This window comes from Armatimonadota bacterium, from assembly GCA_018268395.1.
Taxonomy (GTDB): Bacteria; Armatimonadota; Fimbriimonadia; order Fimbriimonadales; family Fimbriimonadaceae; genus JAEURO01.
On the sequence record JAFDWQ010000009.1, the window covers coordinates 1 to 23,974 of the forward strand.

Consider the following 23,974-nt stretch of genomic DNA (forward strand, 5'->3'; position numbering starts at 1 on the left):
AGCATCACCGCATCGGTGCCGTCGAGGATCGAGTTCGCGATGTCCGAGACCTCGGCACGGGTGGGACGGGCGTTCACGAGCATGCTTTCCAACATCTGGGTCGCGGTAATGACCGGCTTGCCTGCAAGGTGCGAACGCCGGATGATCCGCTTCTGGGCCAAGGGCACGTCTTCCAAGTCCATCTGGAGACCGAGGTCGCCGCGAGCGACCATGACCGAGTCGCTGGCGTCGATGACGTCGTCGAGGTCGCGCAGCGCTTCCTTGGTCTCGACCTTTGCGACCAGCTTGACCGAGGGGTCGAGATTCGAGACCACGTCGCGCAGGCGGCGCATGTCGTCTCCGTCCTTCACATAGCTGAGTGCGATGAAGTCGACCCCGTACCTGACCGCCTCTTTCACGTCTTCCAGGTCTTTCTCGGTCATGCAGGGCACGTCGAACGACTTGCCGACGAGCGTGATCCCTTGGCGGGACTTGACTTTGCCGCCCGTGACGACCTTGGCCTCGAAGACGCCCTTGTCGCCGACCCCGAGCTTGACCTCCACCTCGCCGTCACCGAAGAGGACGCGATCGTTCTTGGCCATTGCGGCGAAGATGGCGTCGTCCTTCATCGGAAGCATCGCGCCGGGGCCGTGGCCCATCGTGACCGATGCGCCCGCCACGAGGTTCAGCACCCCTCCCGCCACGTCGCCGATCCGAAACTTCGGGCCCTGGAGGTCGGCTAGAACGGCAATGGGGGAAAAGCCGTCATGGAGCTCCCGGATCCAGCGGACGAAGTCGCGCTTTTGCTCCCAGTCGCCGTGGCTACAGTTGAGCCTGGCGACGTTCATGCCCGCGTCCTTGAGGGCGGCGATCGACTCCTGCGTCGCCACGGCCGGGCCCATGGTCGCGACGATCTTCGTGCGGCGCTTCATGCGGTGCCCAGTATGGCGGAAACCCAGGGACCGCCTGTTCGCGGCACTGGACAGGACCGCTTGACCGCACCTAGACTCCTCATGATCGCAGGCTAAAGCGAGACACGGCACCGGGTCACGACCTGGTTGGAGACGAAGCCAAACGTTAATGTCTGGCCTCTAGCCGCGATATCCTGACCACGATTCCTCTCGAATGGTTCTCCATAAGAAAGAAATATGAATGATCTTGACAAAACAGTGCGATTCGCGCTTAGAATGAGAGGATGGCCATCAAGCTGTCGAAACGGCACAGGGCCCTGCTCGAAAGCCTGGCGGGGGGCTACAGCGTCAACGAGACGTGCCATTACTTGCGCCTGAGCGAAGAAGACCTGAAGGACCTCTGGGCGGAGGTGGCGGAGAGGGTGCAGACGTCGGCGCCGCAGACGGTCGAGGACTTCCAGACCGTGCGGCTGTTCGACCGCGTCGAACGGCAGCGGCTCGAAGCCGAACTGTGGGCGAGCGAGGCGCGCCTGACGGCACTGATGGACATCTCGCCCGAAGCCGTTCTCTTGATCGAGGGCCGTAGCGGGCGGATCCTGAAGGTCAACAACCGGGCCGTCGTCCTCTTCGGCTATAGCCCGCGAGAATTGCTCAATCACACGATGGAGATGCTCGTGCCGCCAGACTTGCAGGCGAAGCACGTCGGGCTCAGGAACGGGTTCCTCGGGAGCGTGCGCAAGCGGGAAATGGGCTACCACCCGCCCGTCATGGCCGTGACGAAGGACGGCCGTTCGCTCGAGATGGACATCGCATTGACCGCGACAGCTTCCACCGACGACGTGATGGTCGTCTGCAGCCCTGTCGCGGTGCCTGCCGGACAACCGGAACAGTCAGCACGGCGGATGATCGACGAGGCTTGAGCGCTTCTGTCCGAGCTACGGCGGGATTAAGAAAGGACCGTTCAGCCGTGCGGGGTCAGCAAGACGACCTGATCATCGCTGTCGTATCCAAGGATCTGGCCGGCGTTGTTGATGTCCACGACCGCCCTGACCGTCGTGCCTTGGCTCGAAGCGTCAAGGAACCGGTTCAAATCCAAAGCGTTGGTCGAATTGAAGCAGATGACTGGAACAGTGGACCCTACCGGGCCGTAGTTCCCCACCGCCACATTGGAATCATTGATGGCCGTAAGACCGAGTCCAGGGAGGGCGGGCCAAATCCTACGCTTGTTGTCAACGAAACGGACTTCCCTCATGCCCTGCGTCAGGTTCCAAACGAACGACTTTTGCGGGCCTCCTCCTTGGGTCCGGCTATAGCCGACCACGACCCGGTTGTTGTTCACGTCGGAGGCGATCGTGCCGGGTCCCATCGTGCCGATAGCGTCAGACGCGCCGTTCCGATAGCGGATGTACGCCCAATCGTTGATACCGCCGGCAATGTCTCCCGCGTCGTTCATAGCGCCAATGGGTAGGAATGTGGCGTCCTGCTGTCCGCTGTTCGGATCCCAGAAGAAGCTGAAATTGTTGCCAGGGCTGTACTGACCTTGGGTCGCGACCATGAAGTTCGCGTTCGCGCAGCACACACCGCTCCTGCCGCTAAGGCCCGGGTTCTTGCCGCTTGGACCGAACGACAGAATCTGGAACGAGTGCAGTGCACTGAAGGAATATACGCCCGAGCCGTCGTCCGTCACGCTCTTAGGGATGAGGGAGGCCGAGTCTGCCGCAGACCTGGACGCTACAAAGTCCGGAGCTCCGTCGTGCCACAGGACCACGTGAACGACGGACGATTCCCGAGCCTGACCGACAGCGTAGTGGCCGTTCTCGCTCAAGTATATGGGTAGGACTTGAACGTTCGAAAGAGGGTCGAAGTGGGTGACCGAATATTGAATTGCGGAGGCGTGCGCGGCGATCGACGCGCTCCAGACGAGGGCCACGACCCTGAGTGGTTTCATAAAATCGCTTACCTTCCAATTGAATCGCCTTGCGGCCAATCGCCGAGTCGTCGTTTCAGACAATACTCGCGATTTTCCAGGATACCATCCCACCTGCGATCAAAAGTCGACTTCGGCGTGAAGCTCTTCGAAACGCGTGACCATCTTATCCAGCGCGGCGAATCCGCCTTTCCAGAACGCCTCCGACCGCAGATCGACGCCGAGGATCTCCATCAGTTCGTGCGGCGATTTGGAACCGCCCAGCTTGAGCACCTGGACGTACTTGTCCGCGAAACCAGGGCCTTCGCGCTTCGACATCTCATAGACCGAGAGCGTCAACAGCTCGCCGAACGAGTAAGCGTACACGTAGAACGGTGCGAAGATGAAGTGTCCGACGTACGACCACCAGTCGCGGTGCTGCTCGCCAAGCTTGAGCCCGTCGCCGAACATCGATTGGATCTCTTCCTGCCAGATGTCCCCGAATTCCTCGGGCGACAGTTCCCCGTCGGCTCGGCGCTTCTGGTGGCACCGTTGTTCGAAGCGGAACATGGCGGACTGGCGGTGTACGCTGGCGAAAATGCCTTCGATCTTGTCGGCGTAGAGGGCGAGCTTGTCCTTCGGGCTGGCTTCCGCGACGAGGCGCTCGAACGTGATCATCTCGCCGAAGATCGACGCCAGTTCGGCAAGCGGAAGGGTGCCGTGGAAATTGAACGGTGTTTGAACCCGGCTGAGAGAAGCGTGGACGCCATGGCCCATCTCGTGGGCGAGGGTCATGACGTCGCCGAGGTCGCCCAAGTACGACTGGAAGAGGACGGGGTGGGTGTCGGGGGTGTTGCCGCTGCAGAACGCTCCGCCGCTCTTTCCTTGGCGCGGTTCGGCGTCGATCCAGTCTTTGTCGAAGAACTCCTTGGCGGCATCGGCCATCTCCTGCGAGAAGCTGGCGAACGACTCCAAAACGATGGCTTTGGCCTCGTCCCAGCCCTTCTTCTCGACCGTTTCCGATAGCGGTGCGTAGCGGTCGATGTGGGTCAGCTCGGGCAGACCGAGGATTTCGCGTTTGACTCTGTAATAACGGGCGACGGTGCGGCCGTCTTCCTTGCAGAGGCGCATGACGAGGTCGACCGTCTCCTTATCGAGTTCGTTGGCGAGGTGCCTCGAACTCTCGGCATGCTCGTACTTGCGGAGCTTGTCCTCCAGCTTCTTGTCGGCGAGAAGGGTGTTGTAGAGGAAGACGAGGGTGCGGCGCAGCTCGCCGAGACCTGCGCTCAAAGCGTCTCCGGCGGCGGCACGGACGGAGCGGTCGGGATGACGGAGCTTGTCGAGCACTTCAGACTCGCTCATCTCCTCGGTCTCGCCCGATTCGGGGTCTTGGAACTTGAAAACGTGGTTACTGGTCAGCTCGTCATGGAGGCGCTGCCAGGCGCGGCATCCGACGTTGGCGGTCTCCTCGAGGAGGACTTCCTCCGCTTCGCTGAGCATGTGGGGGCTGTACAGGCGCGCGGTCTTGATGAAGTGGACGTAGTCGGTAGCCACCGGGTCGGCCAGGATGCCCGCGATGTAACCTTCGTCGGCACCCTGGAGCTCGAGCTCGAAGAACATGACCTTGACCTTCAGCTCGCTCATCTTCTCGGACTGGGCTTGCAGGAAGGCACCGTTCTTCGGTGAACCCGTGTCGGCAGCAAATATAAGGTTCGAGTAGACGACCGGTTTGCTCGACTCACTGAGGAGCGATTCGAACTCTTTCACCGCGCCGATGAAGGCCGCAGGATCGAGTGCTTCGGCCGCGACTTTGCCCCGGTAGGTCTCGGCGAACGCGTCGGCCCGTCTGTGGGCTTCCGCCCAAGTCGCCTCGATCTTGGGATCGTCCAACGACGTGAACAGCGCGTCCAAGTTCCAACGGACTCCGACGGCGGCGGCGGATTCGAGGGCAGGGGCGGACATGCGGAAGATTATGAAGCCGGTCCCCGCCGAGACTCGGGATGGCTTTGGCAACGGTCGAGTACAATCGAGTCGTCCAAGGAAGGACGTATGAACAGGACAGGGATCGTTGTCGCGGTCGCGGTGGCCGCGGTCGTCGCAGGCGTCATGTGTAGCCGCCGCCCATGGCAGGAGCTGGGAGTCCAGAACGCCAAGACCCGTACGGCCGTGGAGGACATGAACCGTGCCCAAGCGGAAAAGGCCGAACTGGTCGGCCGACTCTCAAGGTTGCAGAACCCGGCCGGACGCGAGGCTTTGGCCCGGGAGCGCGGTTACCGAAAGCCGGGCGAAACGTCTTTTGATGAGAAGAGATGATCGTAGCCGCCGTTGCGGACGTCCTGTTGCAGCTCAGCCTGAAGCCCGGTGAAGTCCACCGCTACAAGGTCGTCCGTGCCTACCGCGAGACCGAGGGGACAGGGACGCTGACCTACACGGAAGACTGGTCGTTCACCGTCGCACCAGGTGACGGTCCGAAGCGGAAGATCCGGGTCAGTAGCCGCTTGAGCGGGTTCAAAGTCGACGATTCGGCCGTTCCGCTCGACGCGCAGGCGCCGACGACGTGGGAAGAGGAGCGGGTCGCGAACGGTCAGGTCCTGGCACGCGACCCGGACCTGTATTTTCCCCTCCTTCGGGGTCGGCAGAACCGCGTTCTGGACGTCAAGTTCGGAACCGACCCTCACCCGATCGGGTCGAAATGGGAGGCGGACAAGCCTGCCGATCCCGAAACGGGGTTCCCGGCGGCGACATGGACGTGGACGCTGTCGGCCGCGACCGACGCTACGGCGACGATCGTCCTTAAATTCGCCGAACGGGAGACCGAGCGGCCGGTAACGGCCGACGGCACGATCGTGATCGACCGGAAAGACGGCTGGCCCGTCTCCGTGGACGTCACGGTCAGGAACACCGAAATCCCCGGCGACGAAGAGCGTTCCAAAGCCGATTTGACCGTCACGTGGAAGCGGCTTTGACCCGTCGTCCGTTTCCAACGTAAAGCCGACCGATCGGAAGCGTCTCACGATCAGACGCGTTGGGTAGGATTCCGCCATCGAAACGACGATCGCTCAATCGCATGCGGCGACGTTGGCGGGGATCGAGGCCCTGCCTGTCGTGGTGGAGGTCGACCTTCAGGGCGGCAAGTCGGAGTTCGTGCTCGTCGGACTCCCGGACAAAGCGGTCCAAGAGAGTCAGGACCGTGTCCGGAGCGCCATCGTCAACAGCGGGATGAATTTTCCGTTCACGCGGATCGTGTGCAACCTCGCGCCCGGAGACACGCGGAAGGAAGGGCCTTCGCTCGACCTGCCGATCGCCGTCGCGATCTTGGCCGCAGGCGACCAACTTCCCGCTACGGCGCTCGACGGCACGATGCTGATCGGCGAGCTAGGCCTTGACGGGAACCTTCGACCGGTCGACGGGGCCGTGAACGTCGCATTGATGGCACGGCAAAAGGGCTTCGAGCGGATGATCGTCCCCAGGGAGAACGCGGCCGAAGCTTCGGTCGCGCCCGGTCTTGAGGTGTACGGCGTCCGGTCGCTCACCGAGGCGGTCGAACTCCTGAACGGCTCGCTCGCCTTTACCCCCTACCGCCACGACCATTCTTCCCACCAAGAGGCCCGGTACGAGGTCGACTTTGCCGACGTCAAGGGACAGACGCACGCCGTCCGGGCCCTCGAGATCGCAGCGGCCGGCGGCCATAACGTCTTGATGACGGGACCGCCAGGATCGGGCAAGACGATGCTCGCCCGAAGGCTCCCGACGATTCTGCCGCCCCTGTCGGTCGAAGAGGCGATCGAAGTGACGCGCATCTATAGCGCGAGCGGCCAGAAGAACGGCCGTGAAGGCCTCCTCTGGCAACGGCCGTTCCGTTCTCCGCACCACACGACGTCGTACGCGGCCGTCGTCGGCGGGGGCAAGAACCCGAAACCGGGCGAAGTCAGCCTCGGCCACCTCGGTGTGCTGTTCATGGACGAGATGCCGGAATTCGACCGCGGCGTCCTGGAAGCCCTGAGGCAACCTTTGGAAGACGGGGTCGTGACGGTCTCACGGGTCGCAGCTTCGATGGAGTTCCCGGCCGAATGCATCCTGATCGGCGCGATGAACCCGTGTCCCTGCGGCTTTAAGGGCTATGCAGAGGCTAAGTGCGTCGGAGCGGCTTTGTGCGACCGCTACGCAGGACGGATCAGCGGCCCGCTCCTCGACCGCATCGACCTGCACGTAACGGTGCCAAGGCTCAAGCCCGAAGACCTGGTCGGCAAGCCTGGCGGCGAAGCGTCGGGGCCGATCCGCGAGAGGGTCGTCGCGGCCCGCGACCTCCAGACGGCGCGCTTCGGTAAGGCCAAAGTGAACGCGAAGATGGCGCCGAAGGAGATCCAGTCGATGGTCGAGATGGACGCCGAATGCCAAGAGTTCATGAAGCTCGTGGCAACGCGGCTGAACCTTTCGGCCCGAGTCTTCGACCGTCTGCTCAAGGTCGCCCGGACGATCGCAGACCTTGCAGGCTCGGAACCTGTTCTCAAGTCCCACTTGAGCGAAGCCGTGCAATACCGGGGGCACGGAGGCTAGCGACGCTGAGGCCCGTATTCTTCGATCAGCTTGCGAAGTTCTGCCTGGTCCTTCTTTCGGGTGGCGATCAAGAGAACGTCGTCCGGCTCCAACACCGTCGAACCGCGCGGGATGTACGATTCTGAGCCCCGGGTCAAGAGGACGATCAGCGCGGTTTGGGGCAGGCCAAGGTCCACGACCTGCTTACCGACCACCCTCGAACCTTCTGCGATCGCGATCTCAAGAAGCTCGTCGTGGGCGGCCGGTTTCAAGTCGGAAAGGTGCGGTCGGACCGGTGCCGCGACTTTGAGACGGACCGCCATCGGTCGCATCAGCGTCGCCTGTACGACCACTGACGTGATGACGATGAAAAAGACGAGGTCGAACAAGAGCTGGGCCTGGGGGACGCCCGCCAACGCCGGAAAGGTCGCGAAGATGATGGGGACCGCGCCACGAAGGCCGGCCAAGGATATGAACAGCTTGGAGCGGGCTTTCATCCGCGTAAACGCCAGCGAGGCGAACACGGCCGCGGGCCGGGCGACAAAGATCAGGAAGAGGGCGACGGCCAAGCCAGGCCCGGCGACCCCGGGCAGCCGACTCGGGTAGACGAGCAGCCCGAGGACCACGAACATCACGATCTGAGTGATCCATGCGATCGCGTCGTGGAACTGGAGGATCGCCTGACGGTGAAGGAAGTTTCGACTCCCCATCGTCAGGCCCGCGACGTACACGGCGAGATAGGGGTTCGCGTGGATCAGGGTCGAGCCCCCGAACGCGAAGAGGACGGTCGAGACCGTGATGACGCTGTAGAGGCCGACGTACTCGAGCCGGATCCGGTTCATGACCGTCGCCGCCGCCGTACCGCTCGCCAAACCGACGGCGACGCCGAGCGGCATTTCGACCAGCAGCCGAGGGACGAACTCCCACAACGAGGTCGCCGGCCGCATCGCGACTTCCGTCATGGCGATCGTCAGGAAGGCCGCGACCGGATCGTTGGTGCCGGACTCGAGTTCCAGAAGCTGGCTGACCCGGTGCTTCAGACGTGCCCCCGAGGACCGGAGGACACCGAAGACCGCGGCGGCATCGGTCGAAGCGACGATCGCTCCAAGGAGGAGGCCTACCGTCCAAGGGAGCCCGAGCACGAAGTGGGCAAAGGCGCCGACAAGACCGAACGTAACGGCGACACCGACCGTGGACAGCGAGAGGCCGCGCCAGAGCACCGGGCGGACGGACGCCCAAGTCGATTCCAGGCCCCCGGCGAAGAGGATGAAGGCGAGCGCGATATTGCCGACCGACTTGGCCGTGTCGAAATTGTCGAACGCCAGGCCGCCAGGCCCGTCGCTTCCGGCCAACATCCCGATGCCGATGAAAAGCACGAGGGCTGGGATGCCCGACTTTGCCGAAAGTTTGCTGGCGACGATGCAGGCGACCAGGAACCCGGCCGCTACGACCATCCAGACGGCCATCGTGAAACCGGAGTCCATCGGTGACTTTACACCGCTCGGGCCGGTCGAGGGCGACGAGACGGCCGAGAGTCCCCCGTCCTCCCGCCGCCATAATCCAGGCGTGGTCCCCCGAATCCGAATGTGCTGCCTGCCGACCCCTTGCCATAAGCTGGAGCGGCTCGGCTCCGAACTGGGTTTGGACCTCTGGATCAAGCGGGACGACCTGACCGGCTTCGGGGCGGGCGGCAACAAGGGCCGAAAGCTCGAATACTTGATCGCCGCCGCGCTCGATGCCGGAGCGGACCGGCTCGTGACCTGCGGATCCCGACAGAGCAACTTCGTGCGCCAACTCGGGGCCGCCTGCGCGGTGCACGGGTTCGCATGTACGGCCGCCGTGATGACCCTTCCTTACGACCAAGCCGAAGGCAAGCCCACCGGCTTGATTCCCGAATCGGGCGGGAACGTCGTCTTGGACGAGTTGTTCGGGGTCGAACTCCGCGAATACCCGGACGGAGACTGGCTCGACCTCTTCTCCTTTGCCGAGGAGATCGCCGCCGAATACGAGGCAAAGGGCGAGGCCGTGTTCCGTGTCCCGGTCGGCGGAAGTTCGCCTTTGGGCGCCTATTCGTTCGCGCAAGCCGCGGTCGAGGTCGGGGAGGGTTGGGACTTCGTCGTCGTCCCGACCAGCAGCGGTAGCACGCATGCAGGACTCGCATGGGCGTTCCACGGCTCACGGACGAAGGTCATCGGCATTTCCTGCGATCCGGAAGACGACCTGAAGGACGACCTCGTCCGGCTTGCGACGGGAATCGACGGTTTGAGCCAGGTTCCGAAGTCGATGGAACGGGACGACTTCGACATCCGGAAGGAATGGGTGGGAGCGGGCTACAACGTACCGAGTCCGGAAGGCGAAGCAGCGCTCCTGAAAATGGCACGTTCCGAGGGCATCGTCCTCGACCCGGTTTACAGCGCCAAAGCGTTCGCCGGGCTCCTCGGATTAGCCGCCAGGGGCGACGTTCACGGCCGGACGCTGTTCTGGCACACGGGCGGCCTGCCCACGGTCTTGGCCGGCCGCAGGCCTGTCGAATAGGTCGAACACCGTCACTCCGGGCTCTTCATACCGGACGGTCGCGAAGCGGAACACCCCGAAGCCGAGGACCGCAAAAAAGATCGTCGTCAGAAGGACCGTTGCCGGCCGGCTTTCGCTCCGCAACCTCAGCCCCTTGAGGTAACCGATCAAGGACAGCCAGGCCATCGCGGTGAAGACTCCGTAAAGGACCGGACCGAGCGGGTGGGCCTGAAAAGCCGTCGGAAGATCACCGTGGACGGTCGCGGTCCAACTGGTCGTCAAGCCGCATCCAGGGCAGGGCCTGTGGAACAGGAACACGGACGGGCAAGGCGGCAACCCCAGTTGTGTGTGTGTGCCGTGATGGTTCCGTGACGGATGCAGGAGGGCCGCGACGAGCGTGACGACCAGCCAGACACCGAACCAGACGGCTTGGCCGCTAAGCTTCTTCTTGGGCCAGCCGGCATCAAACAGAACCATGGGCGACCTCTAACGGCAAGACGCACTCGGGATGCAGAACGTTGCCTTCGACCCGGGCCACGCTCACGATCCGGCCCTCGTCGTCCAGCAGGCCGACGATCGGCACGGGCGGTGCTGCCGCGACTTTGACCCATTGGCCGTTGCGGACCCGGTCGAGCTGTCCGACGTTCATACGGACCATCGGCACAGGTTCGAGGGCCTCGGCCAACGGGATTAGTGCGGAGGCCTCGACGCTCTCAAGGTCGATCGAGTCGTCGATGTCGAACCGTCCGACCCTGGTGCGCTGAAGGCCGACGACATGGGCCCCGGAACCGACGGCCCTACCGAGGTCATGGGCGAGCGTCCTGACGTACGTCCCACCTGAGCACACGACCCGAAAAACGGCTCGTGGAGGGTCGCATTCGAGTAACTCGAACGTCTCGATGAACACGTTCCGGGGCTCGCGTTCGACGTCCTCGCCCTTCCTGGCATAGGCGTAAAGCGGTTTGCCGGCCTTTTTGACCGCGCTGTACATGGGCGGCAACTGGCTGATCATCCCTTGAAAACCTGACAGGGCGGACTCGATCACGGTCCGCAAGTCATCCGGCACCGGGCACTCTTGAGTGACGTCCCCTTCGGAGTCGTAAGTCGTCGTTTCTTGCCCGAACGCGAACGTGCAGTGGTACTCCTTCGGTTCAAGAGGCAGGTACTGGAGGAACCTGGTTGCCGGCCCGACGGCGAGGACGAGCAGTCCCGTCGCGATGGGGTCAAGAGTTCCGGCATGTCCGACCCGCCTCGTCCCCAGGCGGCGTCTAACGGTCTGGACGACGTCGTGGGACGTGACGCCCTCGGGTTTGTCGACGAGAAGGACGCCTAGCACCGGAGGGCCTCCTTCAGGGCGGCGACGACGATGCGTTCGGCTTCGTCCAGTGTCCCGTCGATCGTGACACCGGCCGCGTTCTTGTGACCGCCCCCACCGATCTGCTGCGCGACTTTGGCCACGTCGAGCCCTCCCTTGCTCCGTAAGCTCCCCTTGACCTTGCCGTACTTGCCCGCCCTAAGGACGAACGCGGCACGGACGGAGCGTACGCTCAGGATCTCGTTGACGATGCCTTCGGTATGTTCCTCTTCGGCATGGAACGCCTGGAAGGTCTCGGGGGTCAAAACCACCCAGGCCAATCGTCCGTCGCAGTCCATCCGCATGGACCGGATCGCCTCTCCGAGCAGGCGCACGGCCGGCTCGTCTCGGTTCAGATAGACCTCGTCGGCGACCTTTGTCAGACTGGCGCCGTGTTCCAGAAGCCACCCCGCCTGATGGAGCGAGTGGGCGGTCGCGTTGGGAAAACGGAAACTGCCTGTATCGGTCAGGAGTCCCGTCAGAAGGCAGTCGGCCATGTCCGCATCGACGACGTCGGCCGCGGTCTTACGACCGACCTCTGCGAACAGGTCGCACAGGATCGCGGCCGTCGCAGGCGCCTTCGGGTCGACGATCCGCAACGTCCCTGGGCTCTCATGAGGCTGATGATGGTCGATCAGGACCAGCCTTTCGAAGGCTTCAAAGGACGCCCGGCAGGATCCGAGGCGTTCCAGTGAGTCCAGGTCGACGACGATCCCCAGATCGTGGCCCGACCTCGAAGGGACTTGTCGCACTCGCCCGCTGCCCGGTAGGAACTGCAGGTAGCCCGGAGGCATGTTGTGGCACAGGACCTCGTTCGGAATTCCCTTCTTATCGAGCCACAGCGAGACGGCCAAAGCCGATCCGATCGCGTCGCCGTCGGGGTTGAGGTGAGTTCCGATCAAGACGTCCCGAGACTCGGAGAGGCATTCGAGAAGGCGATCGACCAGGCTGGTGAGGGGAGGGTTGGACTCAGTCGTCACCGGTAGAGGAGGATACCTTTTGGCAGGGTCGGGACGTCCGAACGGTCACTCGTCCGAATCGTCGTCTTCTTCGATGTCCGACTCGATCGCGCCGATCGCTTCTTGATCGGGGTCTCGGACCGTTTCGAGGGTGACCTGGGTGATCGCTTTGACCGTACGGTTCGGACAGTTGTTGCAGACGAACGAGACCGACGCCGATTGGAGCCAGTTGGGGACTTTGTCAAGGTTTTTGCCGCAAGCGCACTGGACCATTAATCTTCCTCTTTGAGCTCCGTAAAGCTCTGCACAGCCTGTTGATGGCTGATATAACCGTGGACGACCATGATCGCCGCTCCTCCCAGATAGATCAGGACGAGTCCGCTCTCCTTCACTTGTCCCGGATCCCGGATCACGTCCTCGCCTCGAACGAGCCCCCAAAGGGCCAGAAGGAAGAGTGCGGCGGCAAAGAGGAAGAAGGTGTTCTTCCACCAGACCGGGCGTTTCGGTGCTTTAGCGGCCACGGACAGCCAAGATACCCGGGGTTCAGACTCGGATGTCGATGATGCGGCCCTTAGGCTCAAGCTGCTTCAACAGTTCGGCTGCAGCGGCCTTCTCCGAATCGAGCGCGTTCTTGAGGGTCGCCAATTGGACGCCCTCCTTGACCTTCTCCGGCCCTTGAAGGGCTTCGGTCATGACTTGGACGGCCTTATAGGCGTCGACGCGCATCCTGCTCCACATTATCGGCAGACCGTGGCCGTAAGGAGAGGGGCAAGGGGTCTCCGGGGCCTGGACAGACCCCGGAGACAGTCGCGGCGCGCTTAGGAGCCTTCGTACCGCTTCGTGAGAAGGTTCGCCTCGATCTGGCGCATCGTCTCAAGGGCGACGCTGACCATGATGAGCATCGACGTACCGCCGATGAGTTGAAGGCTCCGGACGGGTGCCAAGAGCGGATACAGGTACGAGGTCAAGGCCGTGATGGCCAAGAAGACCGCGCCGACGAACGTCACGCGGCTGATGACGCCGTCGAGGAAGTCCTTCGTGTGCTTGCCCGGTCGGATGCCCGGGATGTAGGAGCCGTGCCGCTTCAGGTTGTTGGCGATGTCCTCGACGTTATAGGTCATCGCGTTCCACATGTACGTGAAGACGAAGATCAGTGCCGTGTAGACAAGGACCCCCACCCATCCGTACCAGTGGGTGAAGTCCGGCGAGAAGAACTTCGCGGCATTGAGCAAGAACTCGTGGATCGGGCTTGTCGGCGGGAAGGCCTGGGCGAACTGGGCCGGCATATAGACCAGCGCGATCGCGAAGATGACCGGGATGACGCCCGCCATGTTCACCGAAATCGGCAGGTAGCTCGTCTGGCCCCCCATCGACTTTGTCCCAAAGTTCCGCCTCATATGCTGGATCGGGATGCGACGTTGGGCGATCGTGAAGTACACGATGAACCACGTGATCGCCAAGAAGGCGATGATCACGATGATGCCTTGCCACCAGCCGATCGAGCCGTTCTGGATCGCCGTTCCGATCGTGCTCCCGATGTTCGGAAGGGAGATCACGATGCCCGCGAAGATCATCAACGAGACGCCGTTACCGATGCCCCGTTCGCTGATCTGTTCGCCGAGCCACAACATGAACATCGAGCCCGTCATCCAGAACAGGACGATCGAGGCCTTCAGCCAGCCCGACATCGCCTGGATCTCGACGACGTTGGTCGACATCATGTGCAGGAGGCCAAAACCTTGGGCGATGCACAGCGCCAGCGTCATGATGCGCGTGCGCTTGTTCTGCTGCCTCCGGGCGTATTCGCCGCCCTCCTGAAGCTCCTGCTTCCAAGCCGGGTTAGCGAGGGTCAGGATCTGCAGGATGATCGACGACGTGATGTACGGCGACAGCCCGAGCGCGAAGATCGACATGCGCTTGAACGCGCCTCCCCCGAACGTGTTCAACATTTGGAAGAAGTCGATCTTCACGAGGTCGGCGGTGACCTTGTTCGGGTCGGCACCGGGGATCGGGACCGGGACGTGGACGCCGAGGGCGTACACCGCGAACACGAGGAGGACGAACTTGAGGCGTGCTTGGAGGTCGTCGTCGGCCCATGCCAGGCGCAACGTGTCCGCCAAGCTCATGCGAAGGCCCTTGTCGCCTCCGCCGCCTCCAGTTCCGCCCCCAAGGGCCGTCACAGCCATTCTCAGTTATCCTTCTTGGTCTTGTCCTTCTTCTGCGGCGAGGTCTTCCTGGCGGTCTCCAGGGCGATCGCTTCGCCCCCGGCCTTCGAGATCTTGTCGCTCGCCGATTTGCTGAACTTGTGCGCGCTCACTTTGAGTTTCTTGGTGAGGTCGCCGTGGCCCAGCACTTTGACGCCGTCCATTTCGCCGTGGATCAGACCCTTGGCGATCAGGCTGGCGGGGGTCACGTCTTCACCGGCACCGAAGTGCTTGTCGAGGGCGTCGACGTTGACGATCGCATATTCCTTGTGGTTGATGTTGCGGAAGCCCTTTTTCACCGGCAAGCGGCGATGGATGGGCGTCTGGCCACCTTCGAACCAAGGGCTGATCTGCCGTCGGGCTTTCTGGCCCTTCGTACCCCGGGTCGCGGTCTTGCCCATGCCGCTGCCGATCCCGCGGGCGACCCTTCGCTTACGCTTCGTGCTGCCTTTGGACGGTCTCAGTTCGTGCAGGTTCATGTTCAGGACTCCTTCTTCTTAGCGGGCGCCTTCTTCGCCGCAGGCTTGGCCGGAGCCGCCTTGGCGGGCTTCTCGGCCTGGGTCTCTTGTTCGGCGGCTTCCGCCTTGGGCTCGGCCTTGGCCGGTTTTGCCGGCTTCGGGGCGGCCGCGCCTGCGGCCTTCTTGCCTTGGCGCCGGCGGACCTTGGTCGCGCCTTCGGCCTCCTCGACCTTGAGGAGGTGCTTCACATGATGGATCATGCCGCGGATCACGGGCGTGTCCTCTTGGACGACGCTCCGGTTGGTCTTGCGGAGCCCGAGGGCGTGGACGGTCGCACGGTTGCGCGGCGTCTCGCTGATCGTGCTCTTCACGAGCGTGATCTTAAGCATGGAACTCTTCCTCCTTACGGGCCTTGGACAGCCACGGCACGAGGTCCTTCACGGGCGTCCCGCGACGGCCCGCGATGTCTTCGGGAGCCTGGAGCTCCTTGAACGCTTTCAGCGTCGCGTAGGCCACGTTGGTGCCGTTGCGGCTTCCCAGACACTTGGCGAGGACGTCGTGGACGCCTGCCGCTTCGAGGCACTGGCGGACGGCCGATCCGGCCTTGACGCCCGTACCCGGCGAAGCCGGCCGCAGGACGACCGTGGCCGCACCATAGCGGGCCGTCACCGCGTGGGGGATCGTCGGGCCGATCATCGCCACACGGAACATGTTCTTGCGGGCGGCGTCTTCAGCCTTTTTGATGGCGTCGGGGATCCCCCGGGCCTTTCCGAGGCCGACACCGACCGAACCTTTATTGTCACCGACGACGACAAGGATCGACCACGAAGCCGTCTTGCCGCCTTTGTGGGTCTTGAAGACCTTGTTCGAGCGGATGACGCGCACGTCGAGCTGCGGCCCTTCCGGGATCTGCCCGCCGCGGCCTTGACCGCTCGGCTGGCGTCGTCCGACGAGCCTGGGGCCACGGGCCATTAGAGGTCCACCCCCGCTTCGCGGACGCCGTCGGCCAGGCTGGCGATGGCCCCGGTGTACCGGAACCCGCCTCGGTCGAAAACGACCGCCTTGATCCCGGCTTCCTTGGCGCGCTTGCCGATGGCTTCACCGACGAGCTTGGCGCCGGTCGCGTTGTCCGAAGCTTTCAGCGACTTCTCGAGGCTGCTCGCCGCGGCCAAGGTCTTGCCCTCGACGTCGTCGATGATCTGCGCCGAGATGTGCTTGTTGCTCCGGAAGACCGCGAGCCGCGGGCGCTCCGACGTTCCTTTGATCTTCTTGCGGATCCGCACGTGACGGACGACCCGCATTTCGCTTCTTGACTTAGCCATCGTTACTTACCTGCCCTCTTGCCCGGTCGGAGCTTGACGACCTCGCCCGCGTAGCGGACGCCCTTGCCCTTGTACGGATCGGGCTTGCGGGTCTTGCGGACGTCGGCGGCGAGTTGGCCGACCAACGCCTTGTCGATGCCTCTCACGGTGATGCGCGTGATACGGCTCTTGTCTTCGGCGCCGATCTCGAAATCGATGCCGACGGGCGGAGCGATCTTGATCTGGTGCGAATAGCCCACGCTCAAGACCAGGGTCTTCCCTTCGAGCTGTGCGCGGTAGCCGACGCCGTGGATCTCCAGCATCTTCGAGTGGCCGTTCGTGACGCCCTCGACCATATTGCTGATCAGCGTGCGCGCCAGACCGTGCTGACTGCGGTTGAAGCGGTCGTTGTCCGGCCTCTCGATCGTGAGCGTGCCGTCTTCCTGCTTCAGGCTGAGCGACGTCGCGATCTTCGCGGTCAGCTCGCCTTTCGGCCCCTTGACGTTGACGGTGCCCGCTTCCGAGGACACGGTCACGTTGCCGGGGACGGGGATCGGTTTCAGTCCAATGCGGCTCATGGTTACCAGACCTCGCAGACGACCTCGCCACCGATGCGCTTGCGGCGGGCCTCTCGGTCGGTCATGACGCCTTGGCTGGTCGTCATGATCCGCGTCGTCAGACCGCTCCGGACGGGCCGGAGCTCGGTCGTGCCCTTGTAGACCCGGAGACCGGGCTTGCTGACGCGGCGGATGTTGTGGATCACGGGCTTGCGCCGCGAGTCGTACCGCAAGTGGACGCGGACGCTCGGGAACTTGCCCTCGGTGATGACCTCGTAGCCGGTGATGAAACCTTCGGCCTGGAGGATCTTCAGGACTTCGATCTTGATCTTGCTGACCGGGCAGTCGATGCTCAAGAGGTTGGCCATGAGGCCGTTCTTGATGCGTGCGAGCAGGTCGGCGATAGGGTCGCTATGCATCTCTGTTCACCAACTCGACTTGACGACGCCCGGAAGGAGGCCCTTGTGGGCCATCTCACGGAAGCAGACGCGGCAGATCCCGAAATAGCGGATGTAACCGCTGTCCCGTCCGCACTGGCTGCATCGGTTGTAAGCCCGGACTTTGAACTTGGGCTTCTGTTGCTGTTTGACGATAAGGCATGTCTTGGCCATAGTTTCTCCACCGTTGCCGGGTCGGTTTGCTCAGGTTCACAGGCGGCCGGCCTGCTCCGCCGCGACTTTTCAGCCGACGGCCGCGTCTTCTGGATCAAGGGCGCGTCCCTGGCACCTGCCCCGTGGCTAGGTTGTCCGAGCGCCGGACGCGGCGCGCGGACTTCGGATGATACCCGCACCGAGCCCCTTTCTAGGCCCGCCGGAACACGTCCGTCGCCGCCTCGAACTCGTCCTCACGGTACATCGCGAAGACCGCGGCCTCCACCTTGCTGCCGTCGAGGCAGCGGTCCACCGTCCTGATCCCGATTCCGATCGCCTCCTCGAGCGGATATCCGTAGATGCCCGTCGAGATCCCGCAGAACCCGATGCTGCGGGCGCCGGCTCGTTCGGCAAGGCCGAAACTCGTTCGATAGCACGACTCCAGGAGCGCAGCCTCGCCGCTTTCGCCGTCGAGCCAGACCGGTCCGGGGGTGTGGACGACCCACTTCTGTCTCAAACCGAAGCCCGGCGTCAGGACGGCCTGTCCGGTCTTGCACCCGTGAGGCGCAACCCGCATCAGTTCCTGGACCATCGCCCGGCCGGCAAGTCGGTGGACTTGCCCGTCGATCCCGCCTCCGCCCCGCATCGAGGTGTTCGCAGCGTTCACCACCGCGTCCACGTCGAGTTCCAACACGGAGCCGCGGACGATCCGGATCCTTGGGTCCCATCCCACGCTCGAGAGCTTGACGAAACGGGGCCCGTCTCCGCGTAGGACTTTTCGAGCACGTGTCACACGGAGCCCGACATTCGGCAATGGGAGTACGGAACGCGACGAGGCGCTCCCTCTGGAAGGATCATGAAACGCACGCTTGTCTTTGCCCTTTTTGCCGCCATCGGAGCAGGAGCCCACGCCCAGGTCATCACCTATACGGGCGCCGTGGTTTCCGAGAATTTCGACACCCTCTCGAACACGGGGACGGCGAACCCCTGGACGAACGGGACCACCGTGAACGGCTGGTACGCCACCAACGTCTCCGGCAACTTCACGACCTACCGGGCCGACAACGGCAGCGGGAACGCGGGAGCCCTTTATTCGTTCGGTTCGACCAACAGCAGCGAGCGCGCTCTGGGATCGATCTCGTCCGGAACGCCACAGACGATCACCTTCGGCGCCAAGTTCAACAACGCGGCGTCGGGCGCCGTCACGGACTTTACGCTCAGCTACGACGGCGAGCAATGGCGCAACGGCGGTAACACCGCAGTCCAGAAGCTCGTTTTCGAGTACAGCCTGAACGCCACGGCGATCAACGACGGCCTCGCGACCTGGACGGCGGTTTCGTCCCTCGACTTCTCTTCGCCCGTGGTCGGTGCGACGGCCGCGCCCGTCGACGGGAACGTCGCAGGCAAGGTCGGTATCAACGGAGCCCTCTTGGCCACGACCCTGTCCTCGAACTGGCTCGTCGGCAACGACCTTTGGATCCGATGGACGGACGTCAACGACACGGGCAACGACCACGGCCTCGGAATCGACAGCGTGCGGTTCACGGCCACGGTGGTCCCGGAACCGTTCAGCCTGCTGGCGTCGCTCGGGGCCGTCGGAGCACTCTTGCGACGGCGCAAACGCTAACGACGGCTCAAGGACGGCGACAGGGATCGGGCGGCCCAGAAGGGTCGCCCGTTCTCGTCCCGCCCTCAGGAAAGCCGAGGAAAGCCCGATAATCTTTCCAGGTTCGAATGAAGCGGGCGTTGATCACAGGTGTCACAGGCCAGGACGGGGCCTACCTCGCCGGGTTCCTGCTCGATAAGGGCTACGAGGTCCATGGGATCAAACGCCGGTCGAGCCGGTTCAACACCCAACGGATCGACCATCTGTTCGAGGACGCCCAGGCGGAAGGACGCCCTTTCGTCCTCCATTACGGCGACCTCACCGATTCGAGTTCGCTCATCCGCGTCATTCAGCAGACTCAGCCCGACGAGATCTATAACCTCGGGGCCCAGAGCCACGTCAAAGTGAGTTTCGACTCGCCCGAGTACACGGCCGAGACCGATGCGATCGGAACCCTGAGGCTTCTGGAGGCGGTGCGGATCCTGGGCATGGAGCCGCACGTCCGCTTCTACCAGGCATCGACCAGCGAACTGTACGGCCTCGTACGTGAGACCCCACAAAGGGAGACCACGCCGTTCTATCCCCGCTCGCCCTATGCCGTCGCCAAGCTCTACGCGTATTGGACGACGGTCAACTACCGGGAAGCCTACGGGCTCTTCGCTTCGAACGGCATCTTGTTCAACCACGAGTCGCCGCTCCGGGGCGAGACGTTCGTGACCCGCAAGATCACGAGAGCCGTCGCCCGGATCTCTCTGGGACTACAAGACAAGCTTCTCCTTGGGAACCTCGACGCTTTGCGCGATTGGGGGCACGCCCGCGACTACGTCGAGGCGATGTGGCTGATGCTGCAGCACGAGAAGCCCGACGATTTCGTCGTCGCGACAGGCGGGCAGCACTCTGTCCGTGAGTTCGTCGAAAACTCGTTCCGGTGCGTCGGCGTCTTCCTGGACTGGGAAGGTGCGGGATCGGGCGAGAGAGGCCGCGACGCCCGGGACGGCCGAGTGTTGGTCGAAGTCGATCCGAAGTACTATCGTCCGACCGAAGTCGACTCCCTCTTAGGCGACGCGACGAAAGCGCGCCAGGAGTTGGGTTGGACGCCGAAGACCACGTTCGAAGAGCTTGTCGGCGAAATGGTCGATAGCGACGTTCAAGAAGCGGCTTGGGAAGCGCTCGCGCGCAAGGAAGGGTTTGTCACGCATGCCAGCATTGAGGAACGGCACGAAGGTCTTCCTGGCCGGACACAAGGGCCTCGTCGGATCGGCGGTCTCTCGCAAGCTGCTTGAAGACGGTCGCGCGGACGTGGTCGTCCGTGACCGGTCCGCGCTCGACCTGACGGACCAGGCCGCGACCTACCGCTTTCTCGAATCGGAGCGACCGGACATCGTCGTCTTGGCCGCCGCCCTCGTGGGGGGGATCAAGGCGAACAGCGAGCGGCCGGCGGAGTTCATCGGCGTCAATCTCGCGATCCAGAACAACGTCGTATGGGGCGCCCACCTTGCCGGCGTGCCCAGGTTGCTGTTCCTCGGCTCGTCCTGCGTCTATCCCCGCGACACGCCCCAGCCGATCCCTGAATCGGCCCTCCTCACCGGACCGCCAGAACCGACGAACGCGCCCTATGCCGTCGCCAAGATCGCCGGGATCACGCTGTGCCGATCACTCGCCCGGCAGTACGGCCGCGAATACTTCACGGTCATGCCGCCGAACGTCTACGGCCCCGGCGACAATTTCGACAGGGAGTCGTCCCACGTCCTCGCGGCGATGGTCCGTCGGTTCCACGAGGCCCTGCCGGACAAGCCCGTCGTCTGCTGGGGGTCCGGTACCCCTCGCAGGGAGTTCTTGACGTCCGACGACGCCGCGGACGCGTGCCTCTGTTTCCTCGGCCTTGACGACGTGCCGCCGGTGGTGAACATCGGCACGGGAAAGTCCGTAACGATCCGCGAACTGGCTGAGACGGTCCAGCGTGTCGTCGGTCACTCCGGCGACATCGGATGGGACACGGAGAAACCGGACGGGTTTCCTGAAAAGACGAACGACGTGAGCCTCGCCCGTTCGCTGGGATGGGACGCTTCGACGAGCCTGGAGGACGGGATCCGAAGGGCTTACGAGTGGTATCTCGGCAGTCTCTCGGGAGCCGTCCGGGCCTGATCCAGGGCGGTAACATTCCGCTCGTCCCATGCTCGCCGCACTGCTTCTGTCGACCGTTCAGAACCAAGAGGATCTCCCGATGCTGGGGACGAACCTCGCCGGGGTCCAAGACTGGTCGACCCAATGGCCGTTCCTGGACGCTTTCAAGACGGCCAGGGCTTGGATCTCGCAGAAAGACGGGGCGGAGTGGGGGAAGGGCGGCCCTCTCGAAGTCGGGCCGGACGGCAACGTCAAGCGGCTCGCTCCGGGTCAGTTCGCCGAAACGGTCCTGTTCTCGAACGGTAAGAACCCGAAAGGGACGTACACGCTCCTTTGGGACGGAAAGGGCGAGTTCGACACCCACCTCGGAAGCACGTACAAGCTTGATTCAGCGGGCCGGGCGACGATCGAAAACCCCGGCGACAAAGCGTTGTTCCTCATGCTGAAGAAGGTCGACGAGGACGACCCGCCGCGCAACGTGCGCCTGATGATGCCGGGGTACGAAGACTGGATCGAAGAGTCTCCCTTCCACCCCGTGTTCCTTCAGCGGATGTCCCCTTACCGGTCGCTCCGTTTCATGGACTGGCAAGCGACGAACGACGCCAAAGGCAGGACGTCGTGGAGCGACCGCGCGAAAACGTCGCTTGCAACCTATACAGGCCCTGGCGGCGTCCCGCTCGAGACGATGATCGACCTTGCCAACGCCAAAGCCGCGATCCCGTGGTTCTGCGTGCCGCACGAAGCCGACGACCCCTATGTCGAGGGCATGGCGACGCTGATCAAAGACAGGCTCCGCCCCGACCTCAAGATCATCGTCGAGTACTCGAACGAGTGTTGGAACGGGATCTTCCCTCAAGCTCTTTGGTGTGTCGAGCAGGGAAAGAAGGCGTCTTTGGCCGATGACGACCGGACGGCCGGGCTCCGCTACTACTCACAGCGTAGTTGCGAGGTCTTCGCGGCGTTCGAAAAAGTCTTCGGCGGGCGGCAACGGCTCGTCCGTGTCCTGAGCGCCCAGTTCGCCGTCCCATCGACAGGACGCGAAGTGCTGTCTTGGAAGGATGCGGGTCGGAAAGCGGATGCGATCGCCGTCGGCGCGTACTTCGGTTACGGGGAGGGCGACCCGGCACGCTCGGACGACGTCAAGTCCAAAGGGCTCGACGGCCTCTTCCAAAGGTTGACGGCTGAAATCGAGGGGCCGTACACGTCCAACGCCGACGAATATGCCAAGTTGGCGCTGAACTTCCGGATCCGTTTGCTCGCCTACGAAGGGGGGCAACACTTGGCCGGGCTCGGCCCCGCGCAAGACGACGCCGCTTTGAACACCCTGTTCGACGACGCCAACAGGAGTCCCAAAATGGAGGCCACGTACCTGCAGGCCCTTAAGCGATGGCGCAAGTCCGGGGGGTCGCTCTTCATGCACTTCACCGACTGTGCGCCGAACTCGAAGTACGGACGATGGGGCAGCCTCGAGTATCAGGATCAAGACCCGCAGACGAGCTTCAAGCACCGGGGCCTGATCCAGTTCGGATTGTTCCCGGACCGTTGAACTTAGGAAGCCAGGGCCAGTTCTAGAGACTCGACCAGGCTCGCGGCTAGTTTGACCGTGTCTTTCGCCGCGTCCGACTTTGGTGCTCCAACCACGTAGGGTCGTCGCTGACGTGCCGCGTCCGAGACGGCGGCGTCCCTTCGGACGAATCCGGCGAACGCCAACGGTTTCTTCAAAAAGTCCGTCGTGATCTGACTCAGGATGTCGTAGACCTGCTTCGCTTCAGCGGCATCGGCGGCCATGTTGACGACGACCCTCACGACAGCGTCCGGCTTGTGCCGGAACAAGGTCTTGACCGTCGCGTAAGCGTCCGTAACGCTCGTGGGTTCGGGAGTGACGACGAGGAGGACTTCGTCTGCGGCTTTCAGAAACGCCAGCACCCGGTTTTCCAGACCCGCCGCCGTATCGTAGAGGACGACGTCATGGGCCTCTGAAAGACCGGCCACCTGCTCGAAGAACATCGCCAGCCGCTTTGGGCCGGACCGCATCAAAGTCGGGACGCCGGACCCCCCGGCGACGAATCCGACGCCGCCTGGGCCCGTCGCGACGACGTCCTTTAACCCTTTCTCTTCAGCGACGACGTGCTGGAGCGAGAATTCGGCTCGCGTCCCGAGGACGACCTCCAGGTTCGCCAGCGCAAGGTCGGCGTCAAAAATGACAGGGCGGTAGCCCATTTTCGCAAGGGCGACCCCGACGTTGGCAGAGAGGCTGGACTTGCCCACGCCGCCCTTTCCACTGGTCACAGCAATGGTCTTCATGGATTTAAGCTCCGGCTCCTTGCATCGAACCCAGCGCGGCGAGGAGCGCGAAGGTGTCCTCCTGCTTGTCGATCTTCATCTTCCTTTTGACACCCACGCGCTTGTTCTCGATCGGTCGTGGTTTCTGATCGGGAGCAAGGCTCTTGCGCCTTTTGGCCGGATTGAGCCCGTAAGCGTTCGAGATCGCGTCGAACAGCGGGCTCGGCGGAGCAAGGGCGAATTCGACAGGGCGGCCCGCCATCCGGAACAGCGAGTCGGTCATGGGGATGTCGAGGGGGTCGGCGATGATGCAGTAAAAGCGGTCGTCGGTCACCTTCATGGGCAGGACCAGCCCGGACAAGGCGGTGATGCTCGGCACGAGCTCCAAGGCTTCCTTCTCGGGTTCAGCGTGCGTAAGGTCGGCCAAACGGTAGCCGTATTGGTCGGCCAGGCATTGCGTGACCTGTTCTTCAGAAACGAACCCAAGGGCCGTGAGGATCTCTCCGAACCTCAATGTCGACCCCATTTTCGTCTTCATGGCGACGTCGAGCTGATCTGGAGTGATCAGTCCCGCGTCGAGGAGCATCTCGCCGATGCGCTTGTACTGGACCATGCGAATCCTCGGGCCCCGGAGCCCTGCTGTTGTTATCGGCTGGAGCCGGGACCTCCTGCAGACCGGTTCGGGCCCTTGA

Annotated in this window: 30 protein-coding genes; 9 read left to right on the plus strand and 21 right to left on the minus strand. The window is 63.3% G+C overall.

All coding sequences use genetic code 11. The features are described from left to right. Nucleotides 1-911: pyruvate kinase (pyk, locus tag JST30_13535; protein ID MBS1715346.1), on the minus strand; the 911-nt coding region annotated here is incomplete at its 3' end. 263 nt (nt 912-1,174) lie between these two features. On the opposite strand from pyk, the gene JST30_13540 reads away from it, so the two are divergent. Further along, nucleotides 1,175-1,810 carry a PAS domain S-box protein gene (locus JST30_13540; GenBank protein MBS1715347.1) on the plus strand — a complete coding sequence of 212 codons (636 nt, stop codon included), beginning with the start codon at nt 1,175-1,177 and terminating at the stop codon, nt 1,808-1,810. 41 nt (nt 1,811-1,851) lie between these two features. Here the strand turns inward: JST30_13540 and JST30_13545 are convergent, their stop codons facing one another. Continuing rightward, a complete protein-coding gene (locus JST30_13545; protein MBS1715348.1) occupies nt 1,852-2,838 on the minus strand; it encodes a hypothetical protein in 987 nt (328 codons plus the stop codon). A 99-nt stretch (nt 2,839-2,937) separates the two neighbouring features. Then, nucleotides 2,938-4,758 carry a M3 family oligoendopeptidase gene (locus JST30_13550; protein MBS1715349.1) on the minus strand — a complete coding sequence of 607 codons (1,821 nt, stop codon included), beginning with the start codon at nt 4,756-4,758 and terminating at the stop codon, nt 2,938-2,940. A gap of 87 nt (nt 4,759-4,845) precedes the next feature. Here JST30_13550 and JST30_13555 point away from each other — a divergent pair, with 87 nt between their 5' ends. The 3 genes from JST30_13555 (at nt 4,846) to JST30_13565 (ending at nt 7,353) form a co-directional block, all read left to right on the plus strand. Continuing rightward, entirely contained in the window at nt 4,846-5,109 is a 264-nt protein-coding gene (locus JST30_13555; GenBank protein MBS1715350.1) for a hypothetical protein, read from the plus strand. Then, a complete protein-coding gene (locus JST30_13560) occupies nt 5,106-5,762 on the plus strand; it encodes a hypothetical protein (protein ID MBS1715351.1) in 657 nt (218 codons plus the stop codon). Before JST30_13555 ends, JST30_13560 begins: the two co-directional genes overlap by 4 nt. 88 nt (nt 5,763-5,850) lie before the next feature. Continuing rightward, nucleotides 5,851-7,353 carry a YifB family Mg chelatase-like AAA ATPase gene (locus JST30_13565; protein MBS1715352.1) on the plus strand — a complete coding sequence of 501 codons (1,503 nt, stop codon included), beginning with the start codon at nt 5,851-5,853 and terminating at the stop codon, nt 7,351-7,353. On the opposite strand, the gene JST30_13570 is transcribed toward JST30_13565, so the two are convergent. Then, on the minus strand, nt 7,350-8,816 hold the full coding sequence (locus tag JST30_13570; protein MBS1715353.1) for a potassium/proton antiporter: 1,467 nt from the start codon (nt 8,814-8,816) through the stop codon (nt 7,350-7,352). The genes JST30_13565 and JST30_13570 overlap by 4 nt on opposite strands. Before the next feature lie 82 nt (nt 8,817-8,898). Between JST30_13570 and JST30_13575 the strand changes: the two genes are divergently transcribed. Then, entirely contained in the window at nt 8,899-9,867 is a 969-nt protein-coding gene (locus tag JST30_13575) for a pyridoxal-phosphate dependent enzyme (protein MBS1715354.1), read from the plus strand. Here JST30_13575 and JST30_13580 read toward each other — a convergent pair. The 15 genes from JST30_13580 to JST30_13650 form a co-directional block, all read right to left on the minus strand. Continuing rightward, nucleotides 9,775-10,323 (minus strand): DUF2752 domain-containing protein, encoded by a 549-nt coding sequence (locus JST30_13580; protein MBS1715355.1) that lies wholly within the window; start codon nt 10,321-10,323, stop codon nt 9,775-9,777. The genes JST30_13575 and JST30_13580 overlap by 93 nt on opposite strands. Continuing rightward, nucleotides 10,310-11,182, minus strand: a complete 873-nt coding sequence (gene truB, locus JST30_13585; protein MBS1715356.1) for a tRNA pseudouridine(55) synthase TruB — start codon at nt 11,180-11,182, stop codon at nt 10,310-10,312. The genes JST30_13580 and truB overlap by 14 nt, the downstream gene beginning before the upstream one ends. Continuing rightward, nucleotides 11,176-12,180 carry a bifunctional oligoribonuclease/PAP phosphatase NrnA gene (locus JST30_13590; GenBank protein MBS1715357.1) on the minus strand — a complete coding sequence of 335 codons (1,005 nt, stop codon included), beginning with the start codon at nt 12,178-12,180 and terminating at the stop codon, nt 11,176-11,178. Before JST30_13590 ends, truB begins: the two co-directional genes overlap by 7 nt. A gap of 45 nt (nt 12,181-12,225) precedes the next feature. Continuing rightward, nucleotides 12,226-12,432, minus strand: coding sequence for a hypothetical protein (locus JST30_13595; GenBank protein ID MBS1715358.1), 207 nt, complete (start codon nt 12,430-12,432; stop codon nt 12,226-12,228). Then, complete coding sequence (locus JST30_13600) at nt 12,432-12,680, minus strand: hypothetical protein (GenBank protein ID MBS1715359.1); 249 nt, start codon at nt 12,678-12,680, stop codon at nt 12,432-12,434. The genes JST30_13595 and JST30_13600 overlap by 1 nt, the downstream gene beginning before the upstream one ends. Nucleotides 12,681-12,702: 22 nt before the next feature. Continuing rightward, a complete protein-coding gene (locus tag JST30_13605) occupies nt 12,703-12,885 on the minus strand; it encodes a hypothetical protein (protein ID MBS1715360.1) in 183 nt (60 codons plus the stop codon). Nucleotides 12,886-12,977: 92 nt separating this feature from the next. Continuing rightward, nucleotides 12,978-14,345, minus strand: a complete 1,368-nt coding sequence (secY, locus tag JST30_13610) for a preprotein translocase subunit SecY (GenBank protein ID MBS1715361.1) — start codon at nt 14,343-14,345, stop codon at nt 12,978-12,980. Nucleotides 14,346-14,347: 2 nt separating this feature from the next. Beyond that, complete coding sequence (rplO, locus tag JST30_13615) at nt 14,348-14,842, minus strand: 50S ribosomal protein L15 (GenBank protein MBS1715362.1); 495 nt, start codon at nt 14,840-14,842, stop codon at nt 14,348-14,350. 2 nt (nt 14,843-14,844) lie between these two features. Then, complete coding sequence (rpmD, locus tag JST30_13620) at nt 14,845-15,210, minus strand: 50S ribosomal protein L30 (protein ID MBS1715363.1); 366 nt, start codon at nt 15,208-15,210, stop codon at nt 14,845-14,847. Continuing rightward, nucleotides 15,203-15,793: a 30S ribosomal protein S5 gene (rpsE, locus tag JST30_13625; protein MBS1715364.1), complete on the minus strand. Its 591-nt coding sequence runs from the start codon at nt 15,791-15,793 to the stop codon at nt 15,203-15,205. Before rpsE ends, rpmD begins: the two co-directional genes overlap by 8 nt. Then, nucleotides 15,793-16,143 (minus strand): 50S ribosomal protein L18, encoded by a 351-nt coding sequence (rplR, locus tag JST30_13630; GenBank protein ID MBS1715365.1) that lies wholly within the window; start codon nt 16,141-16,143, stop codon nt 15,793-15,795. Before rplR ends, rpsE begins: the two co-directional genes overlap by 1 nt. 2 nt (nt 16,144-16,145) lie before the next feature. After that, complete coding sequence (gene rplF / locus JST30_13635; GenBank protein ID MBS1715366.1) at nt 16,146-16,700, minus strand: 50S ribosomal protein L6; 555 nt, start codon at nt 16,698-16,700, stop codon at nt 16,146-16,148. Nucleotides 16,701-16,702: 2 nt separating this feature from the next. Further along, complete coding sequence (gene rpsH / locus JST30_13640; protein ID MBS1715367.1) at nt 16,703-17,098, minus strand: 30S ribosomal protein S8; 396 nt, start codon at nt 17,096-17,098, stop codon at nt 16,703-16,705. Nucleotides 17,099-17,104: 6 nt separating this feature from the next. Next, nucleotides 17,105-17,290: a type Z 30S ribosomal protein S14 gene (locus JST30_13645; protein MBS1715368.1), complete on the minus strand. Its 186-nt coding sequence runs from the start codon at nt 17,288-17,290 to the stop codon at nt 17,105-17,107. A gap of 190 nt (nt 17,291-17,480) precedes the next feature. After that, nucleotides 17,481-17,915, minus strand: coding sequence for a macro domain-containing protein (locus JST30_13650; protein ID MBS1715369.1), 435 nt, complete (start codon nt 17,913-17,915; stop codon nt 17,481-17,483). 210 nt (nt 17,916-18,125) lie between these two features. On the opposite strand from JST30_13650, the gene JST30_13655 reads away from it, so the two are divergent. The 4 genes from JST30_13655 (at nt 18,126) to JST30_13670 (ending at nt 22,545) form a co-directional block, all read left to right on the plus strand. Beyond that, the gene (locus JST30_13655; protein ID MBS1715370.1) at nt 18,126-18,896 is read left to right on the plus strand and encodes a hypothetical protein; all 771 of its coding nucleotides are present in this window, start codon (nt 18,126-18,128) and stop codon (nt 18,894-18,896) included. A 107-nt stretch (nt 18,897-19,003) separates the two neighbouring features. Beyond that, the gene (gene gmd / locus JST30_13660) at nt 19,004-20,158 is read left to right on the plus strand and encodes a GDP-mannose 4,6-dehydratase (protein ID MBS1715371.1); all 1,155 of its coding nucleotides are present in this window, start codon (nt 19,004-19,006) and stop codon (nt 20,156-20,158) included. Further along, on the plus strand, nt 20,073-21,020 hold the full coding sequence (locus JST30_13665) for a GDP-L-fucose synthase (GenBank protein MBS1715372.1): 948 nt from the start codon (nt 20,073-20,075) through the stop codon (nt 21,018-21,020). Before gmd ends, JST30_13665 begins: the two co-directional genes overlap by 86 nt. Nucleotides 21,021-21,048: 28 nt before the next feature. Next, a complete protein-coding gene (locus JST30_13670) occupies nt 21,049-22,545 on the plus strand; it encodes a hypothetical protein (GenBank protein ID MBS1715373.1) in 1,497 nt (498 codons plus the stop codon). Between the two features lie 2 nt (nt 22,546-22,547). Here JST30_13670 and JST30_13675 read toward each other — a convergent pair whose 3' ends face one another. After that, nucleotides 22,548-23,303 carry a MinD/ParA family protein gene (locus JST30_13675; protein ID MBS1715374.1) on the minus strand — a complete coding sequence of 252 codons (756 nt, stop codon included), beginning with the start codon at nt 23,301-23,303 and terminating at the stop codon, nt 22,548-22,550. A 4-nt stretch (nt 23,304-23,307) separates the two neighbouring features. After that, nucleotides 23,308-23,895 (minus strand): hypothetical protein, encoded by a 588-nt coding sequence (locus JST30_13680; protein MBS1715375.1) that lies wholly within the window; start codon nt 23,893-23,895, stop codon nt 23,308-23,310. Nucleotides 23,896-23,974: the final 79 nt, after the last annotated feature.

Excerpts from the sequence above, each read along its gene's own strand:
- JST30_13540 (MBS1715347.1), top strand. The coding sequence starts at position 1,175 with ATGGCCATCAAGCTGTCGAAACGGCACAGGGCCCTGCTCGAAAGCCTG.
- JST30_13545 (MBS1715348.1), bottom strand. The coding sequence starts at position 2,838 with ATGAAACCACTCAGGGTCGTGGCCCTCGTCTGGAGCGCGTCGATCGCC.
- JST30_13550 (MBS1715349.1), bottom strand. The coding sequence starts at position 4,758 with ATGTCCGCCCCTGCCCTCGAATCCGCCGCCGCCGTCGGAGTCCGTTGG.
- JST30_13555 (MBS1715350.1), top strand. The coding sequence starts at position 4,846 with ATGAACAGGACAGGGATCGTTGTCGCGGTCGCGGTGGCCGCGGTCGTC.
- JST30_13560 (MBS1715351.1), top strand. The coding sequence starts at position 5,106 with ATGATCGTAGCCGCCGTTGCGGACGTCCTGTTGCAGCTCAGCCTGAAG.
- JST30_13570 (MBS1715353.1), bottom strand. The coding sequence starts at position 8,816 with ATGGACTCCGGTTTCACGATGGCCGTCTGGATGGTCGTAGCGGCCGGG.
- JST30_13580 (MBS1715355.1), bottom strand. The coding sequence starts at position 10,323 with ATGGTTCTGTTTGATGCCGGCTGGCCCAAGAAGAAGCTTAGCGGCCAA.
- JST30_13595 (MBS1715358.1), bottom strand. The coding sequence starts at position 12,432 with ATGGTCCAGTGCGCTTGCGGCAAAAACCTTGACAAAGTCCCCAACTGG.
- JST30_13605 (MBS1715360.1), bottom strand. The coding sequence starts at position 12,885 with ATGCGCGTCGACGCCTATAAGGCCGTCCAAGTCATGACCGAAGCCCTT.
- secY (MBS1715361.1), bottom strand. The coding sequence starts at position 14,345 with ATGGCTGTGACGGCCCTTGGGGGCGGAACTGGAGGCGGCGGAGGCGAC.
- rplO (MBS1715362.1), bottom strand. The coding sequence starts at position 14,842 with ATGAACCTGCACGAACTGAGACCGTCCAAAGGCAGCACGAAGCGTAAG.
- rpmD (MBS1715363.1), bottom strand. The coding sequence starts at position 15,210 with ATGCTTAAGATCACGCTCGTGAAGAGCACGATCAGCGAGACGCCGCGC.
- rpsE (MBS1715364.1), bottom strand. The coding sequence starts at position 15,793 with ATGGCCCGTGGCCCCAGGCTCGTCGGACGACGCCAGCCGAGCGGTCAA.
- rplR (MBS1715365.1), bottom strand. The coding sequence starts at position 16,143 with ATGGCTAAGTCAAGAAGCGAAATGCGGGTCGTCCGTCACGTGCGGATC.
- rplF (MBS1715366.1), bottom strand. The coding sequence starts at position 16,700 with ATGAGCCGCATTGGACTGAAACCGATCCCCGTCCCCGGCAACGTGACC.
- rpsH (MBS1715367.1), bottom strand. The coding sequence starts at position 17,098 with ATGCATAGCGACCCTATCGCCGACCTGCTCGCACGCATCAAGAACGGC.
- JST30_13645 (MBS1715368.1), bottom strand. The coding sequence starts at position 17,290 with ATGGCCAAGACATGCCTTATCGTCAAACAGCAACAGAAGCCCAAGTTC.
- JST30_13650 (MBS1715369.1), bottom strand. The coding sequence starts at position 17,915 with ATGCGGGGCGGAGGCGGGATCGACGGGCAAGTCCACCGACTTGCCGGC.
- JST30_13655 (MBS1715370.1), top strand. The coding sequence starts at position 18,126 with ATGAAACGCACGCTTGTCTTTGCCCTTTTTGCCGCCATCGGAGCAGGA.
- gmd (MBS1715371.1), top strand. The coding sequence starts at position 19,004 with ATGAAGCGGGCGTTGATCACAGGTGTCACAGGCCAGGACGGGGCCTAC.
- JST30_13665 (MBS1715372.1), top strand. The coding sequence starts at position 20,073 with ATGCCAGCATTGAGGAACGGCACGAAGGTCTTCCTGGCCGGACACAAG.
- JST30_13670 (MBS1715373.1), top strand. The coding sequence starts at position 21,049 with ATGCTCGCCGCACTGCTTCTGTCGACCGTTCAGAACCAAGAGGATCTC.
- JST30_13675 (MBS1715374.1), bottom strand. The coding sequence starts at position 23,303 with ATGAAGACCATTGCTGTGACCAGTGGAAAGGGCGGCGTGGGCAAGTCC.
- JST30_13680 (MBS1715375.1), bottom strand. The coding sequence starts at position 23,895 with ATGGTCCAGTACAAGCGCATCGGCGAGATGCTCCTCGACGCGGGACTG.